10 protein-coding genes and 1 other annotated feature are annotated in these 17,811 nt (G+C 31.1%); all 10 genes read left to right on the top strand.

The window, feature by feature from the left end; translation table 11 throughout:
* The first annotated feature begins 30 nt into the window (after positions 1-30).
* The 10 genes from KQI86_RS17860 (at position 31) to rihA (ending at position 17,800) form a co-directional block, all read left to right on the top strand.
* The gene (locus KQI86_RS17860; protein WP_216440768.1) at positions 31-1,824 is read left to right on the top strand and encodes an N-acetylmuramoyl-L-alanine amidase; all 1,794 of its coding nucleotides are present in this window, start codon (positions 31-33) and stop codon (positions 1,822-1,824) included.
* A gap of 92 nt (positions 1,825-1,916) precedes the next feature.
* Positions 1,917-2,136 (top strand) — a binding site (T-box leader).
* Between the two features lie 86 nt (positions 2,137-2,222).
* On the top strand, positions 2,223-5,330 hold the full coding sequence (gene ileS / locus KQI86_RS17855) for an isoleucine--tRNA ligase (RefSeq protein ID WP_216440767.1): 3,108 nt from the start codon (positions 2,223-2,225) through the stop codon (positions 5,328-5,330).
* Positions 5,331-5,468: 138 nt separating this feature from the next.
* Positions 5,469-6,467: a LacI family DNA-binding transcriptional regulator gene (locus tag KQI86_RS17850; protein ID WP_216440766.1), complete on the top strand. Its 999-nt coding sequence runs from the start codon at positions 5,469-5,471 to the stop codon at positions 6,465-6,467.
* Positions 6,468-6,656: 189 nt separating this feature from the next.
* Positions 6,657-10,712, top strand: coding sequence for an AAA domain-containing protein (locus tag KQI86_RS17845; protein WP_216440765.1), 4,056 nt, complete (start codon positions 6,657-6,659; stop codon positions 10,710-10,712).
* Positions 10,713-10,810: 98 nt separating this feature from the next.
* Positions 10,811-11,878 (top strand): mannose-1-phosphate guanylyltransferase, encoded by a 1,068-nt coding sequence (locus tag KQI86_RS17840; protein WP_216440764.1) that lies wholly within the window; start codon positions 10,811-10,813, stop codon positions 11,876-11,878.
* Positions 11,879-12,118: 240 nt separating this feature from the next.
* Entirely contained in the window at positions 12,119-13,240 is a 1,122-nt protein-coding gene (locus KQI86_RS17835) for a BMP family ABC transporter substrate-binding protein (RefSeq protein ID WP_216440763.1), read from the top strand.
* A gap of 60 nt (positions 13,241-13,300) precedes the next feature.
* A complete protein-coding gene (locus tag KQI86_RS17830; RefSeq protein WP_246582876.1) occupies positions 13,301-14,875 on the top strand; it encodes an ABC transporter ATP-binding protein in 1,575 nt (524 codons plus the stop codon).
* Positions 14,868-15,944, top strand: a complete 1,077-nt coding sequence (locus KQI86_RS17825; RefSeq protein ID WP_216440762.1) for an ABC transporter permease — start codon at positions 14,868-14,870, stop codon at positions 15,942-15,944. Before KQI86_RS17830 ends, KQI86_RS17825 begins: the two co-directional genes overlap by 8 nt.
* The gene (locus tag KQI86_RS17820; RefSeq protein ID WP_216440761.1) at positions 15,945-16,871 is read left to right on the top strand and encodes an ABC transporter permease; all 927 of its coding nucleotides are present in this window, start codon (positions 15,945-15,947) and stop codon (positions 16,869-16,871) included.
* Between the two features lie 2 nt (positions 16,872-16,873).
* Positions 16,874-17,800 (top strand): pyrimidine-specific ribonucleoside hydrolase RihA, encoded by a 927-nt coding sequence (gene rihA, locus KQI86_RS17815; protein WP_216440760.1) that lies wholly within the window; start codon positions 16,874-16,876, stop codon positions 17,798-17,800.
* The last annotated feature ends 11 nt before the right edge of the window (positions 17,801-17,811 follow it).

Here is a 17,811-nt window from a genome sequence, read left to right as displayed (position 1 = left end):
AAAGTTGATGCTGTAAAAAGGGGTGGTTTTTTGAAAAAAAATTATAGGAAAATAATAACTATATTTACAATGTTATTGTTTGTGGCTACTGGATTCTTTGGAGGAAATTACGTTAAAGCAAGTACAGACTTTGGAAATTGGAGTACTAAAGAAAGCGTAGAGGAAAATAAAGTTTGGACCATTAAGTTCAATAATGAACTAAATAAAAGCACTATAAATGATAAAAATATTTATGTAACAAATGAAAGTGGACAAACCATTCCTGTAAATGTAGTAATTTCTTCTGATAAAAAGGGAGTGACAGTTTCTTTAAAAGATAATGGGAAATATGAAGCGGGAAAAACTTATTATTTATATGTGAATGAAAAAGTTCAAAAAGCTTCAGGGAAACCCTTAGGTAAACCCATTAAAATGAAATTTACAATAAAAAATAAAACGATTTCAAACAATAAGGAATTTGCTGTGGTATTAGATGCAGGCAGTGGTGGCAGTGATACAGGAATTGTAGGCCCTAATGGAAACATGGAAAAAGATATAACATTAAGCATTGCGTTAAAAGCAGGAGAAATATTAGAAAAAAGCGGAATTAAAGTTATATATACCAGAAAAGACGATAATGTAAATTGGGATAAAGATGATATGAAATCCCGTTATAGTATAGTTAACAATGAGGATTATAATTACTTTGGAGTAACCATACATACAAATACTGCAGGCAATGTAGAAGCCACAGGTGTAGAAACATATCACTTACAGGGAGACTTGTTAGGACAAAAACTTGCAGAAAATATCCAACAAAAAGTTGAAGGAAGTATTGATATTAAAAGCAGGGGTGTTAAAACTGGAGACTTTCCAGAAAAAAGTGCTGCCAATATGTCAATGGCTAAAGTATTTGTAGGATTTTTGAATAACCCTATAGAAGAGTTGAAAGTTAGCACTTCTGAGATGCAACAAAAATTTGCTGAAGCAATAGCAGGTGGAATAATAAGATTCAAAGAGACAGAGGACTTCAGCGGTAACAATAATAACAAAATAACTTCAGTAGAAGATATTATACATACTGTAACAGAAGGGGAAGAATTTATATTACCAGATAAGGTAAAAGCTACGCTAAGCAATGGTGAAGTTAAAGATGAACCAGTAACTTGGGATAGTACTACTGTAGATACAAGTAGCGCAGGAACATATAGCTATACTGGAACAGTAGCAGGTTACAGTGGGAAAGTATATTTAACCTTGCTAGTTACTCTCAAAGGGGACAGCAGATATACAGTAGTAGTAGATCCAGGGCATGGAGGATATGATCCAGGGACAGTAGGACCTACAGGTGTTAGAGAAAAAGATGTAACATTGGCAGTGGGTATGGAAGTAGGGAATATACTTCTTAAAAATGGAGTGAAGGTTGTTTATACAAGAACTAGCGATAAAGTATCCTGGCCATCTAATGAAAGAGAGGATTTACAAAAAAGAACGGAAATAGGTAATAGCGTAAAAGGGAATTATTTTGTTTCAATACATTGTAATTCCATAAAGAATAATCCTGCGCCTAATGGAACGGAAACTTATTATGATAAAGATAGCGTTGCTGGTAAAAACTTAGCTCAAAACATTCAAACTGAACTAATTAGTAATTTAGGTACAGTAGATAGAAAGATAAGAACGGCAGGATTCTATGTGTTAAAATATACTGATGCTCCAGCAGTTTTAGTTGAGTTAGAATTTTTAAGTAATCCTAATGGAGAGAAAAATCTAAAAGATCCTAAATTCCAAAAGAAAGCTGCACAGGCTATTGCTAATGGTATACTAAAATCTTTAGGAAAATAGTAAAAAAAATTGACAATAAAAATTCCTTATAATATAATTAAGCTTAATTATATTAAACACTTGTTTTAAGTGTAATAAAATATTTTAAGTGTAATAAAACTGTGAAGAGGAAAAGTACTTAATTCCTATACTTTAAAGAGAGTGGTGTTTGGTGAAAATCCACAGGTTAAGTTTTAAGGAAAATCACCTTGGAGTTGAGAACCGAAGTAATAGTAAGTTTGTCCGTAATCCTGCGTTAAAGGATAGAGCATATGAGTGCTTGAAATTTACTTACCATAGGTGGTATAGCGAAAATATAACTTCGTCCTATTAGAGACGAAGTTTTTTGTTTTATAAAATAATTTGTTTACAATACATGTATTATGACAAGAATTAATTATTAGGAGGGAGTTGCGGAAATGTATAAGAAGATAGACAATGGCAGAGGCTTTGTCCAAATGGAAAGAGATGTATTAAATAATTGGCAAGATAATAAAATAATAGAAAAGAACTTTGACCTAAATAAGGATGGAGAGTTCTTTACTTTTTATGATGGACCGCCGACAGCTAATGGAAAACCACATGTAGGTCACGTATTAACAAGAGTTATAAAAGACTTAATACCAAGATATAAAGTAATGAGAGGATATAGAGTATTAAGAAAGGCTGGGTGGGATACCCATGGACTTCCTGTAGAACTTGAAATCGAGAAGAAGCTTGGTATTTCAGGAAAAAAAGAAATTGAAAAATATGGTGTAGAAAAATTTATAGGTGAATGTAAAGAATCAGTATTTACTTATTCTAGTATGTGGAAAGATATGTCAGAAAAATTGGCGTTCTGGGTAGATATGGAGAATCCTTATGTTACTTATCATAATGATTATATAGAATCAGTATGGTGGGCGTTAAAACAAATGTGGGATAAAAATTTATTATATAAAGGTCATAAGGTAATTCCTTATTGTTCAAGATGTGGAACTACATTATCTTCTCACGAAGTAGCACAGGGATACAAAGATGTAAATGAAGGAACAGCATTTGTTAAGTTTAAAGTAAAAAACGAAGATAATAAATATATACTTGCATGGACAACAACTCCTTGGACATTACCAAGTAATATTGCTCTTGGAATAAATAAGAACTTCACTTATGTTGAGGTAATAAATAATGAAGAACATTTAATACTAGCAAAAGAACTTCTTAAAGTATTAGATGGTGAATATGAAATTGTAAAAGAATTTAAAGGAGAAGAACTTTTAGGGTTAGAATATGAACAGCTATTTAACTTCTACACTCCTGAAGAAAAGGCGTTCTATGTAGTTCATGGTGATTTTGTTACACTAAGTGATGGTACAGGAGTAGTTCACTTAGCACCGGCTTATGGTGAAGATGACAGTATTGTTTGTAAAAAACATGATTTGCCATTTATGAATCTAGTAGATAGTGAAGGAAAGTTTATTGACTGTGTAGAGCCATGGAAAGGTATGTTTGTAAAAAAAGCTGATCCAAAAATAATAGAAAATTTAAAAGAAAGTGGAAAGTTATACAAATCACAAAGATTTACTCACTCTTATCCTCACTGTTGGAGATGTGATACACCATTATTATATTATCCAAAGGATAGCTGGTTTGTTAGAATGACATCTTTAAGAGATAAGTTACTAGAAAACAATAATAAAGTTAATTGGTATCCAGACAACGTTAGAACAGGAAGATTTGGTAAATTCTTAGAAAATGTTATAGACTGGGGAATTTCAAGAGATAGATATTGGGGAACTCCTCTTCCAATATGGGAATGTGCTTGTGGTCATAGAGATTGCATAGGAAGCATTAGTGAGTTAAAAGAAAAAGGAATTAATGTTCCAGACAATATAGAATTACACAAACCATTTATAGATAATGTAAAGTTAACATGTCCTCATTGTAGTGGAGAGATGACAAGAGTTGGTGAAGTTATAGATTGTTGGTTTGATTCAGGATCTATGCCTTTTGCTCAGCATCATTATCCATTTGAAAATAAGGAAGTCTTTGAAAAGACTTTTCCAGCGCAATTTATATCAGAAGCAGTGGATCAAACGAGAGGATGGTTCTATACATTAACAGCAATATCAACAGCCATATTTGATACAAATCCATTTGAAAATTGTATTGTGTTAGGTCACGTTCTTGATAAGAATGGATTAAAAATGTCAAAATCAAAAGGAAACGTTGTTGATCCATTTGAAGTATTAGATAAAGTTGGAGCAGATGCATGTAGATGGCACTTCTATACAGCTAGTGCGCCATGGTTACCAACAAGATTTTCAGTAGAAGATGTAGAAGAAACTCAAAGAAAGTTCCTAAGTACATTATGGAATGTATATTCCTTCTATATTTTATATGCTGATTTAGATAAGTTTAATCCATTAGAATATACTGATTTTGTTAGTGAAAATGTAATGGATAAATGGATAATATCAAAATTAAATACTTTAATTAAAGAAGTAGGAGAACACATGGATTCCTATAGAATTACGCAAGCTTCTTTAGCTATTGAAGAATTTGTTGACGAACTATCCAACTGGTATGTAAGAAGAAATAGATCTAGATTCTGGAGCGAAACATTAACTGAAGACAAAATTGGAGCGTATGTAACTCTATACAGAGTATTAACTACCGTATGCTTAGTTGCAGCACCATTTGTTCCTTTCATCACTGAGGAAATATATAACAATCTAGTTATAACATTAAATAGTGAAGCACCAGAAAGCATACACTTATGTAAATGGCCAGAATACAATGAAGGCTTGATGGATAAAGAGTTAGAAAGAGAAATGGAAGAGGCTTATAGAATAGTTAAGCTTGGAAGAAGTGCAAGAAATACAGCAAATATAAAGAACAGACAGCCGTTATCAGAAATGCTTGTGAGTTCAAAATCTCTTCCAAAATACTATGGAGATATTATAAAAGATGAACTTAATATAAAAGATGTATTATTTGGAGCAGATTTATCCAAATATGTTAACTTTGATATAAAGCCTAATTTACCAATGTTAGGGAAAGCTTATGGTAGACATATACCTGCAATAAGAAAAGAATTAGCTTCAATGAATCAAATGGAATTAGCTCAAAAAGTTCAGAATGGAGAAAATGTAACTATTAATGTTGGCGAAGTAGAAATAGAACTTAATAGTGAGAACCTTCTTGTTACAATGCAAGGTCTTGAAGGATTTGCTTTTGCAGGTGAGGGAGCTATAGGAATAGTATTAGATACTACTATTACCGAAGAATTAAGAGAAGAAGGACATCTAAGAGAAATATTAAGTAAAGTTCAAAATATGAGAAAAGACAGCGGCTTCCAAGTAGCAGATAAAATTAAATTATACGTAACTGGAAATGCAATGCTAGAAGATGTAGTTCGTAAGTTTGAGGACTATATTAAAAAGGAAACACTTTCTGTAGAAATTTACTACAACGAAGAAAAAGAATACACAGATTGTAGAATTAATGGAGAAGACCTTAAGGTTTATGTAGAAGTGGTAAAATAAGATTGCTAAGGGGAGTTGTTTAATAAAAACAGCTCCTTTTGCATAATATAAATAATAATTAAAGGATTTTTATGAGAGTTTGAAGAATATATAAAGTTGGATAAAATATATAAAAATACCTTATTAGGAGTTGATAATATGGCAGCATCCATAAAAGACGTAGCAAAAGAAGCAGGCGTATCAATAGCAACAGTATCTAGGGTTTTAAATGATATAGATGTAGTAAACGAAGATACTAAGAAGAAAGTTTTAGCAGCAATTAAAAAACTAGGATATAGACCTAATATAGTTGCTAGAAGTTTAAAGACTCAAAAGACAAGTACTATAGGCATTATCATACCTGATATATCTAGTCAATTTTATCCGGAAATAGTTAGGGGAGCTGAAGATGTAGCTAATATATATGACTATAACATAATTCTTTGTAATACTGATTTAGATGTTGAAAAGGAAATGGAATATCTAAAAGTTTTAAAAGAAAAAATGGTAGATGGTGTTCTATATATGAGTAGTTCCCTTCGAAAGGATATTATAGAACTTATAAGGGAATTAGAGATACCTACAGTATTAGCAGAAACAATAGATGAAGAAAAGAGCTTTCCTAGTGTAACCATAGATAATCTAGAGGCAGCATATGATGCTACAGAGTATTTAATAGAAAAAGGAAATAAAAAAATAGCTTATATAGGTCCAAATGACAACAATGTTAATGGAACTTCTCTAAGATATAAAGGTTATAAAAAAGCATTAAAGGAAAACAACATAAAGCTTGATGAGAGTTTAATATGCTTTGCAGGAACTAAAGCGAAAGATGGATATGAAGCTATAGATAAAATTTTAAGTAATTCATCTATAGATGCAGTTTTCTGTGCTAGTGATGAGATAGCTATGGGAGCAATAAATTCATTAAGGGATAAAGATATAAATGTTCCGAATGATATTGATGTAATGGGATTTGATAATATTTATTCCTCATCTATATTTTATCCTAAGCTTACAACAATAGCTCAACCTATGTATGACATGGGCTCTGTTGGTATGAGAATGTTGATAAAAATAATTAATAAACAAGAATTAGAAAAAGAACATTACGTATTAGATCATAAATTGATTGAAAGAAATTCATGTAAGAAATAGTAACTAAATATATAATAAAGAAAAAACACAGTATTTATACTGTGTTTTTTTCTTTATAGATGTTAGAGTTTGTCATTAATGAAAACATAATGTACAACGAAAGTTTTGAAATGAAAATAAATTAATGGTATAATTTAACATAAAAGTAATATACATTATATTTTAATGTTTATTTGGGGGTATGAATATATGGAAGCTAGGGCTAAAGTTAAGAATATATTTAATTATCTCTTAAATTTAAGAAGTATTAATGAAAATATAATTAGAGATGTTAAGAAATATAGCAAAATTTTTTGGGAAAATGAAATTATTAATACTGAGGGATGTATTTTAAATAAAACTGAAAATGATGGCTACTACATAATGATAAGCAAAAAAGCTAAAAATATATATGATTATTTATTTAACTTATACGGCCAACTTGAAAAAAGTAATAATAATTTTGAAGTTGTATATGCAAGTCATTTATTTGCTTGGATGTTTAATGGAGAAAAAATTATGCATCCTATTTTTACTACACCCGTTGAATTAGAGTTTCAACCGGGTAAGGAAAGGTTTTATTTAAAATTATATAATAGTGTAAACTTAGAGCTTCAATTCTTTCAAGGATTAGATGTAGAACTTGAAACTATAATGAATTTACAAAAAGAACTGCAGAGCAAGGCAGAATGCTTTCATCATGATAATGTAAGAAAATATTACAATATGATATTAGAAGCTATAGAAAAAAATAATATGTGTAAAAAAGAAGAGAGTGTTTATAGTTGTGGATATGAAGAATTAACAATTAAGGACAAGCCTCTAATGATAAGTGAGGGGCTAATAATAGTAAGAGAAATAAATACGAACTTATGGAAGGAGGATATAAAAAGAATAATCTCAGAATTGGATAATGGAGCTCATATACCTAAGTCATTAATGGCTTTAGTAGAAGAGAATGTAGTCCAAGAAAATAGCCAAGAATGGATGTCTTTAAAAGAAGATATATTGTTTCCATTACCATCCAATGGAGAACAAAAAGAAGTGGCTAGGTCACTAGCAGAGAACTATGGAGTAGTAGTTCAAGGAGCCCCAGGTACAGGAAAAAGTCACACTATTGCCAATTTAATATGTCATTTATTGGCTCATGGTAAAAGAGTTTTAGTAACTAGTGAGAGAGGAAGAGCTTTAAAAGTTTTAGAGGATAAAATTCCTGAGAAAATAAGACCTTTATGTATAAGCTTACTAGGAAATGATTCTAGAGAGCTAAAAGAACTAGAGGATTCAGTAAGAGTTATAACAGATAATGTGTCTGTAAATCCTAGGACTTTACATGATGAGCTAACAGTGCTAGAAAAAAACTTAAAAAACTGCAGGAAAAATACAGATGATATAATTGAGCAATTGAAAAGTTTAGATAGAAAAGAAAGAGAAATAATAAATTATTGTGGAAATGAATATACTTTGGCTGATATTGCAAAGTGGATTAAGGAAAATGAAGAAGAATATTCTTGGATTGAAGATTATATAAGCATTGATACGAAATCTCCCCTGTCAGAAGAAGAATTTGAAAGTTTAAAATTATGCATAAAAACAATAGGAAGTAATAATTTTGATAAATATAGTAATGCTTTACCAATAATAGATCAAATTCCACCTTACGAGGAACTTTATAAAATGCTCTCAGATTACATAAAACTAAAAGAAAAATATGAAACCAATATAGAGTTTTTACAAGGATGGGGAATATATTGTAAAAAAATATTTAACTATGATAGAGCGATGAAATCTATAGATTTTGCTATAAGTGAGATTGTAAAAATAAATGATATGGGATTGGGAGAGGTTTTTAAGATTTATAATAATAGTGACTTTATAAAAGATAACTTATTTAATATGTTAATAAAGTGGGAAAATAGTATTAATCGATTAAAACATATAAGAAAGGAAATGAACAATCATAACATATCTTTACCGGAAAATATAGATTTCGTTAATTTGAAAATACAATATGAAAAAATATATAAGGAATTAAATAGGAGGGGAAGAATATCTCAATTATTTTATATAGTTAATAAGGAATGTAGATATATACTGGATAATTGTTTTGTAGATGGTATGCCTTTAGAGAATTTATCTCAAGGTTTAATAATTAAATTATATATAGAAGAAAAATCTATAGAGGAAAGTATTATAAGCTTTTGGAATAACACATTTAAAATGTACAATAATTTAATAATAAATAAGAGCTGTGATGAGGGCATGATTATATTAGAGAGATACATGATGGCTATAGAAAATATAGTAAACTGGAATAAAAAAGTAAGGCTAGAAATAAGTAATTCCCTAGGAGATATAAAATATCCATCAGATTTAAATTGGTACGAAAAATCTACTTTTGTAAATTTAAAAGAGTGTTTGAAGTCTATAAAAGAAATATATGAATATAGAGAATTAGATGCAAAAATAAATTGTATAAATAGTATGTTAAGTAATTATGAGGAATTTAAAGAATTAATTTATACAATTGAAGAATTAAATATAGATGAATTGAAAATGGCTTATGAAGAAGTATGTAATCTAAAAAACATTAAATCTTCTATAGTTCATATGGACAGTATTTTATGTAGGCTAAAGGAAATATGTCCTAAATTATATAAAAAACTATTGGAAGGAGATATGGAGAAGCTAAATAATTGGAACAGGGCATGGAGATGGAAGAAATGGAGCTCTGTTTTAGATAAGTTAGAAGAAGTTAATAAAGCTCAATTAGAAGAAAGACTAGAAAATGAAAAGGAAAAGGAAAGGCACATTATTAAAGAAATTATATGTAAAAAAACTTGGTATAATCAAATCTCTAAAATATCAGAGAATGAGAAAAGAAGTTTATTTACATGGATTCAGGCAGTGAAAAGAATTGGGAAAGGCAAGGGAAAATACGTAGATGAATATGTAAAATTAGCTCAAAGAGAACTAAATAATTGTAAGGAAATTATTCCTGTATGGATAATGCCTTTAAATAAGGTGCTGGAGAACATAGATATATCAAGTAATAAGTTTGATGTGATTATATTTGATGAAAGTAGTCAAAGCAATATATTTTCTCTATGTGGTCTTATGAGAGCAGAGAGAGCTGTAGTTGTTGGAGATGATAGACAGATAAGCCCTGAAGCTGTAGGTGTAGACCAAGGTAATGTAAGAAAAATAATAAATACATATTTAAAAGACATCCCTCATAGAGAATGGTTTGATTTACAAACAAGCCTTTATGATACGGCACTAAGAGTGTTTCCCGCGAGGATAGTACTTAAGGAGCATTTTAGGTGCGTAGAAGAAATAGTAGAATTTAGTAATAAATATTGTTACTCAGGTGAAATAACACCATTAAGATATGCCTATAAGTATGAAAGGTTAGAACCTGCGATAAATGCTATAAAGATAGAAGATGGAAGGAGAGATGAGAAAAAAGGAATAAATATTAAAGAAGGGGAGGCTATTGTAGAGAAAATATATGATCTTTGTAAAGATAGAAATTATAGAGGAATGACCATGGGGGTGGTGTCTTTATTAGGTGAGGAACAAGCACAGTATATTCAAGACAGGCTGAGAGAAAAAATTGGAGAAGAGGAGATAATAAAAAGAAAAATAATATGTGGAGATGCGTATTCTTTCCAAGGAGATGAGAGAGATGTAATGTTTCTGTCTATGGTTGTGGGGGAAAATATAAAGTTTGCTTCATTAACAAAAGATTCGGACATCAGAAGATTTAATGTAGCAGCATCAAGAGCGAAAAATCAAATGTGGCTTTTTTACTCAATAGATATAGAAACTTTAAACAGAGATTGTGTTAGATACTCTCTTCTTAATTATTGTCTAAATTATAAAGACTATAAAAAGGAAAAGGATAAAGTAGAATATGTATTCTATTCCGATATTCAAAGAGAAATATATAATAGACTATGCAGTATGGGATTTAATCCATACCTGAACTTAAATATAGGAGGGATTAAAATAGACTTTGTATTAGAAAATTTGAAAAATAAAGTAGCTATTATATGTAGTGATGAATGGAAGAATAGTAGATCAAATTGGAATGAAATGTATGAGGATAAATTTAAGCTGAAAACTTTAGGGTGGCATATCATAGAAATAAGGAATATAGAATTCTATAGAAGACCGGAAGAACTTATGGAGGAGGTGTATTCATCACTAGAACTTAGGGGCATTGTTTCTAAGAAAAATTCTAAAGAGTTAAGAGTTGTTTGATAAAATATTTAGATTTATAAGGAAATTGCTATTTTAATCACCACTCCGTTTTATTGTTCATAATATATATTTATGAACAATAAAACGGAGTGGTGTTTTTGTTATATGCTTTAATTCTTGCCGGTGGTAAAGGGACTAGGCTATATCCGTTGTCTAGAGATAAAAATCCAAAGCAGTTTCTTGAAATAATTAATAATAAAAGTTTCTTAAGAAATACAGTGGATAGAATAAAACCTTTAGTCAGCAAGGAGAATATTTTTGTAGTTACTAATGAAAAGTATCTTGATAAAGTAGCTGAAGAGTTGCCAGAGATTAAAAAAGAAAATATTTTTGTTGAACCTTCAAATAAAGAAACTGCAACATGTATAGGTTTATCAGCTATAAAATTGTTGAAAAAAGACAAGGACGCTGTAATGGTAGTGCTTCCTTCTGATCATTATATAGAAAATGAAAAGATATTTATGGACACTATTTCTCAAGCGGTGGAAACAGTGGAAAGAAGACGAGGCCTTATTACGATTGGAGTTCCTCCAACGAGACCAGAAACAGGATATGGATATATACAAATTGGAGAGAGAATTGCCGGAGAGATAGCTTCCTATAGGGTAGAAAGATTTGTAGAAAAACCTAACCTGGAAGTAGCAAAAGATTTAATTGCAAAGGGTACGTATTTATGGAATAGTGGAATGTTTGTTTGGAGAGCAGATGTATACCTTAGGGAAATGGAAAGATATTTGCCTAAAATGTATAAAAGCATGATGAATATATATGCTAATTTAGAAACAGAAAAAGAAGAAGAAGTGATAAGAGAAGAGTATGACCTGATAGAAGGTATTTCTGTAGACTTTGGTATAATGCAAAAAACTAGAAAAGCTTATGTGATAAAATGTGAATTTGCATGGGATGATATAGGGAACTTTATGTCGCTTTCTAGATTTTTAAAAAATTTCCGGGGAAATAATGTAACAGGAAATGCATTTATGGAACAAAGTGACAATTGCATAGTATTTGGTGGCGAAAAATTGGTAATAGGATTTGGAGTAAAGGACTTAATTATAGTGGATGCAGGAGATATATTTTTAGTTATGGATAAAAATAAAGACCAGGAGATAAAGCACTTAGTAACAGAACTAAAAGAAGCTGAAGGATTGGATAAATACGTATAAATTAACCAAGAAATAAAAGAGAGAATTTATAATAAAATGGGGATTTTAGAAACTCTAAAATCCCTTAAACTATTAATAAGGTCGATTTAAAAGATATAATAGGGAAAGATTCATTTTATGTGGAAAAATTTGTACAATAACAAAAGTTGATATTGAAATATAAGATAAAAACATTTATAATATTGATAAAGCATTAAGTAAACGTTTTAGTAAAACGTTTTATCAAATGGAGGGGTAAAAATGAAAAAAGTAATATCTTTAATGTTAAGTATCTTAATGTTTACTGCATTAGTATTAACTGGATGTGGAAGCAAAAGTACAGATGGACAAGCTTCCAAAAGTGGCTCAGAGGATAAGCCATTAAAAATAGCATTATTGCTTAATGGTAATTTAGGGGACAAGTCTTTCTTCGATTCAGCAAATGAGGGAATAAAACAAATAAAAGAAAAATTCAATGCAGAAACAAAAGTAGTAGAAATTGGCCCAGATCAGACAAAATGGGAGCCTACACTAGCGGATGTATCTGAGGAAGACTGGGATATAATAATCGTTGGTACATGGCAGATGCAAGAATATTTACAGAAGATAGCACCACAGTACCCAGAGAAAAAGTACATATTATTTGACTCTTCAGTAGATTATTCAAAAGGAGAATTCAAAAACGTATACTCAATAAACTATAACCAAAATGAAGGATCATTTCTAGCAGGAGCTTTAGCTGCTAAAATCACTTCCTCTGATATGGAATTAGCTAACAAAGATAAGTTAATAGGATTCGTTGGTGGAGCTGATATACCAGTTATAAATGACTTCCTTGTTGGATACATTAGAGGTGCTCAACATGTAGATCCAGAAATTAAGGTTGCTATTTCTTATGTTGCAGACTTCTTTAATAGTGCGAAAGCTAAGGAAATGGCGTTAGCTCAATTTAACCAGAAGGTTGATGTGATATTCCCAGTTGCTTCTCAAGCTGGCTTAGGTGCATTAGATGCAGCTAAAATAGAAAAGAAATATGCTATAGGTGTTGACTCAGACCAAGCTATGTTATTTAAAGATGATGCAGAAAAAGCAAACTTAATAATGAGCTCAGTTTTAAAAAGAGTTGACAATTCATTAGTAAGAGCTATAGAACTTCATACACAAGGAAAATTACCATGGGGTACAGCAGAAGCTCTAGGAATAAAGGAAAATGCTATTGGATTAGCAACAAATGAATATTATAATAAAAATGTTCCAGAAGATATGAGAAAGTTCATAGAAGATCTTTCAAAGAAAATAGTAGATGGAGAAATAAAGGTTGATTCAGCTATTGGAATGGATACAAAAGATCTTAACGAAATAAGAAATTCAGTAAAACCTTAACATAAACAAACTATATATGCACTGGATAACTCCAGTGCATATAGTTTAATAATAAAAATCATGAGAGTAGAGGTGAAGGATTTGTCAGGAGAAATATTAAAAATGGAGAACATAACCAAGGTGTATCCCAATGGTATGGTAGCCAGTAAAAATGTAAATTTTTCTGTTAATACTGGAGAAATACATGCACTTATGGGTGAAAACGGAGCAGGTAAGAGTACTTTAATGAAAATATTATTTGGCCTTGAAAATCCCGAAGAGGGAGATATTTATCTAAAAGGCGAAAAAATAAAAATTGATTCACCTAATACAGCAATAAAAAATGGAATAGGTATGGTTCATCAACATTTTATGCTTGTTCCTTCACTTACAGTAGCAGAAAATATGGTTTTAGGTATAGAGCCAAGAAAAAATGGATTTATTGACTTTGAAAAGGCAATAAATATCACTGAAGAAATATCAAAGAAATACAATCTTTTAGTTGATCCAAGAGCTAAAGTTGCAGATTTACCCGTTGGAATAAAGCAAAAAGTAGAAATACTTAAAGCGCTGCTTAGAGGAGCAGAGATATTAATACTAGATGAGCCTACAGCTGTATTAACCCCACAAGAGACGAAAGAACTATTTGCAGAACTAGTAACATTAAAAGATAAAGGACATACTATAATTTTTATTTCTCACAAATTAAAAGAAATAAAAGAAATATGTGATAGAATAACAATCCTAAGAGGGGGAAGAAGTGTAGGAGTTTACGACGTAAAAAAAGTGTCACAAGAAGACATTTCTAAGTTAATGGTAGGTCGTGACGTAATTTTAAAGATAGAAAAGGGATCAAGCAAGCCTACAGAAACAGTTTTAAAGGTAAATGGAATTAATCTTGTAGATGATACAGGAAAAGATATACTTAAAGATATAAATTTTTCTCTTAGAAAAGGAGAAATATTGGGAATAGCCGGAGTAGAAGGCAATGGTCAAAGAGAATTAATTGAATTAATCACCGGATTAAAAAAATATGATAATGGCGAAATATTGATAGATGACAATAATATTAAAAATTTAAATATAAGACAAATAAGGGAACTAGGAACATCTCATATATCTGAAGATAGAATGACTTATGGTGTTGCTGGTGAAGCAAGCATTGAAGAGAATATTATCTCAGATAGGGTTGGAAGTAAGGAATTAAACAAAGGTTATTTACTAAATATTGGGAAAATTCATGAAATGGTTAAAGAACTTATAAGTGACTATAAAGTAAAGTGTGACGGAGCAAATCAGCCTATTAAGATGCTATCAGGAGGAAATATACAAAAGGTTGTAGTAGCAAGAGAATTTTCATCTTCTCCAAAGCTTATTATCGCTAACCAGCCAACGAGAGGAATAGATGTAGGTGCTACGGAATTTATACATAAAAAATTAGTTGAACTAAGAGATGAAAAGACAGGTATATTGTTAGTATCTGCGGATTTAAATGAAGTCATGGAACTTAGTGACAGTCTAATGGTAATGTATGGTGGAGAAATTGTAGCATATTTTAAAGATAGCTCTAAAGTTACAGAGGAGGAATTAGGAACATATATGCTAGGAATAAATAAACAATCTCCTGAAGAGATAAGGAGGGCTATGAATGAGTAGTAAAAAGATAGAAACACAATTTGAAATAATAAGAACCTTTGTAGCTATTTTATTAGCGATGTCCTTAGCATTTTTAATTATTTTAGGAATAAGCAAACAACCACTAGAGGCATTAACTACATTCTTAACAGGACCTTTCTCGTCTCTTAGGCGTTTTGGTAATATGATTGAAATGTCTATACCATTTATTTTTTCAGGGTTGTCTGTTTGTGTAATGTTTCAAGCCAAACAATTTAATATGATAACTGAAGGTGCTTTTTTCATAGGAGGAGTGGCAGCTTCATTTATAGCAGTTAAGGTGATGCTACCTATTGGCATCCATCCAATTGTAGCTATACTATTTGGAGGGTTGATAGGAGCTTTAACAGGTTTAATACCAGGAGTATTAAAAACAAAATGGAATGCAGATGAGTTGGTTTCATCTTTAATGCTTAATTATGTTTGTCTATACGCGGGTATATATGTAATTAACAATGTATTAAGAGACCCTGACGCAGGAATGATGTCTTCATATGTTTTTAATCCTACAGCGGTTTTAAAAAAGATAGTTCCAGGAACAAGAATTCATTTAGGTATATTTATAGCAATTTTATTTATAATTTTAACTTATTTATTTATGTATAGATCAAAATGGGGATATGCATTAAGAATGACTGGGTTAAATAAAAACTTTGCTGAGTATTCTGGCATTAATACTAAGAGGGTGATTTTATATTCACAGGTACTAGGAGGATTTATTGCAGGTTTAGGTGGAGCCACAGAAATACTTGGAATGTATCAGAGATTTCAATGGCAAAGCTTGCCAGGATATGGTTTTGACGGAATAATAGTTGCTATTTTAGCTAGAAATAACCCTTTATTCATACCAATAGGTGCATTGTTTTTAGCATACTTAAGAGTGGGAGCAGATATAATGGCTAGAATGACCGATGTGCCAAGTGAAGTAATAGCAGTTATTCAAGCGATCATAATTATGCTTATAGCAGCAAATAGATTCTTAGCAAAATGGAAACATCAAAGGATTGTTAAGGATTCACAAGAAAAACTAGCTGTTAAGGAGGGAAAGTAAATGGAAAATCTTTTTTCAATAATATTTTCAACAAGCTTTGGATATGCAATATTAAGAGTTACAACTCCAATACTTTTTGCTTCGTTAGCAGCTTTAATATCAAATAAGGCAGGAGTTATAAACATAGGTTTAGAGGGTATAATGCTTTCAGCCGCTTTAGGAGGTGTAATTACCAGTGCCTTTACTCAAAGTGCTTTAGTAGGTATTATTTGTGCGGTAATAGTGGGAGTATTGTTGTCATTACTTCTTGCATACTTTTCACTCAATCTTAAATCGGATATTATTTTAACAGGTATAGCATTAAATTTGCTTGCTAGTGGGGGAACGGTTTTTCTTTTATACTTAGTAGCTAAAGATAAAGGGATTTCAATTTCTCTAAAGAGTATGGTTGCTCCAGAGGTATCTATACCATTATTAAATAAAATACCTGTATTAGGACAAGTATTATCAGGGCATAACATATTGACTTATATATCTTTATTATCAGTGATAATAGTATATGTTTTATTATATAAAACTCCATTAGGGTTGAAGATAAGAGCAGTAGGAGAGAATGCCAATGCAGCAGATTCCGTTGGTATCAGCGTTAAAAAGATACAATATTTAGCTTTGGTGTTAAGTGGAGTTTTTGCATCATTAGGGGGAGCATATATGTCCATGGGTTATGTTTCTTGGTTTTCAAGAGATATGACTGCAGGGAGAGGTTTTATAGCTTTAGCCGCTGAGGCAATGGGTAGAGGAACACCTATAGGGACCTTTTTAGCTTCTTTAATATTTGGTTTTGCAGATGCTTTATCTAATGTAATGCAATCTTTGAGGGTTCCAGCAGAATTCGTTCAGATGGTACCTTATTTGACCACTATATTAGGTCTAGTTATATATTCGGCACAACAGTCTAATAAAACTAAAAAAATTAGGAGGAAATAGTTATGCGTATACCAGTAATTATAGATTGTGATCCAGGTCATGATGATGCAATAGCTCTTTTATTAGCTTTTGCAAATAAAAAAATAGATGTGAAGGCTGTAACTATAGTAGCGGGAAATCAAACCCAAGAAAAAACTCTAAATAATGCATTGAAAGTATTAAGTTTTGCAGATATAGAGGTGCCAGTAGCTAAGGGAGATGATAAACCACTTATGAGAGATCTCATAATTGCTCCTGAAGTGCACGGAGATAGTGGACTTGATGGCCCTGAACTTCCAGAACCAACGCTAAAAGCTTGTGATATATCAGCAGTAGAACTTATAGCAAAAACTGTTAAAGAGAGCGAAGAGAAAGTTACATTAATACCAACAGGAGCCTTAACTAATATTGCTAAATTCCTTTTATGTTATCCAGAATTAAAGGGAAAAATTGAAAGAATCTCATTAATGGGAGGAGCTTGCTTTGGAGGGAATTGGACTCCAGCAGCAGAGTTTAACATACTAGTAGATCCTGAAGCAGCAGATATAGTATTTAAATCAGGAATACCTATAACCATGTGTGGTTTAGATGTAACTCACAAAGCTTTAATATATCAGGAAGACGTTGATAGAATAAGGGATTTAGGTGGAAAAGTTGCCGTTATGGTAGCAGAACTTTTAGATTTCTTTTCAAAATTTCATGGGCAAATGGGATTTGAGGGAAGTCCTTTACATGACCCATGTGCTGTAGCATGGGTAATTGACCCATCTATTATGACTACAAAGAAATTACATGTAGCAATCGAAACAAAAGGTGAACATACTTTAGGGGCTACGGTAGTAGATTATTATGATGTTTTGAAGAAAGAAAAAAATGTGGATGTAGTTTTTGATATAGATAGAGAGAGATTTGTAGATATGCTAGTGGAAGCTATGCAACAGTATAACTAAGGAGGGAGTAA

It is taken from the genome of Clostridium mobile (genome assembly GCF_018918285.1).
Classification (GTDB): Bacteria; Bacillota; Clostridia; order Clostridiales; family Clostridiaceae; genus Clostridium_AW; species Clostridium_AW mobile.
This window is presented reverse-complemented; position numbering and strand designations above follow the sequence as displayed.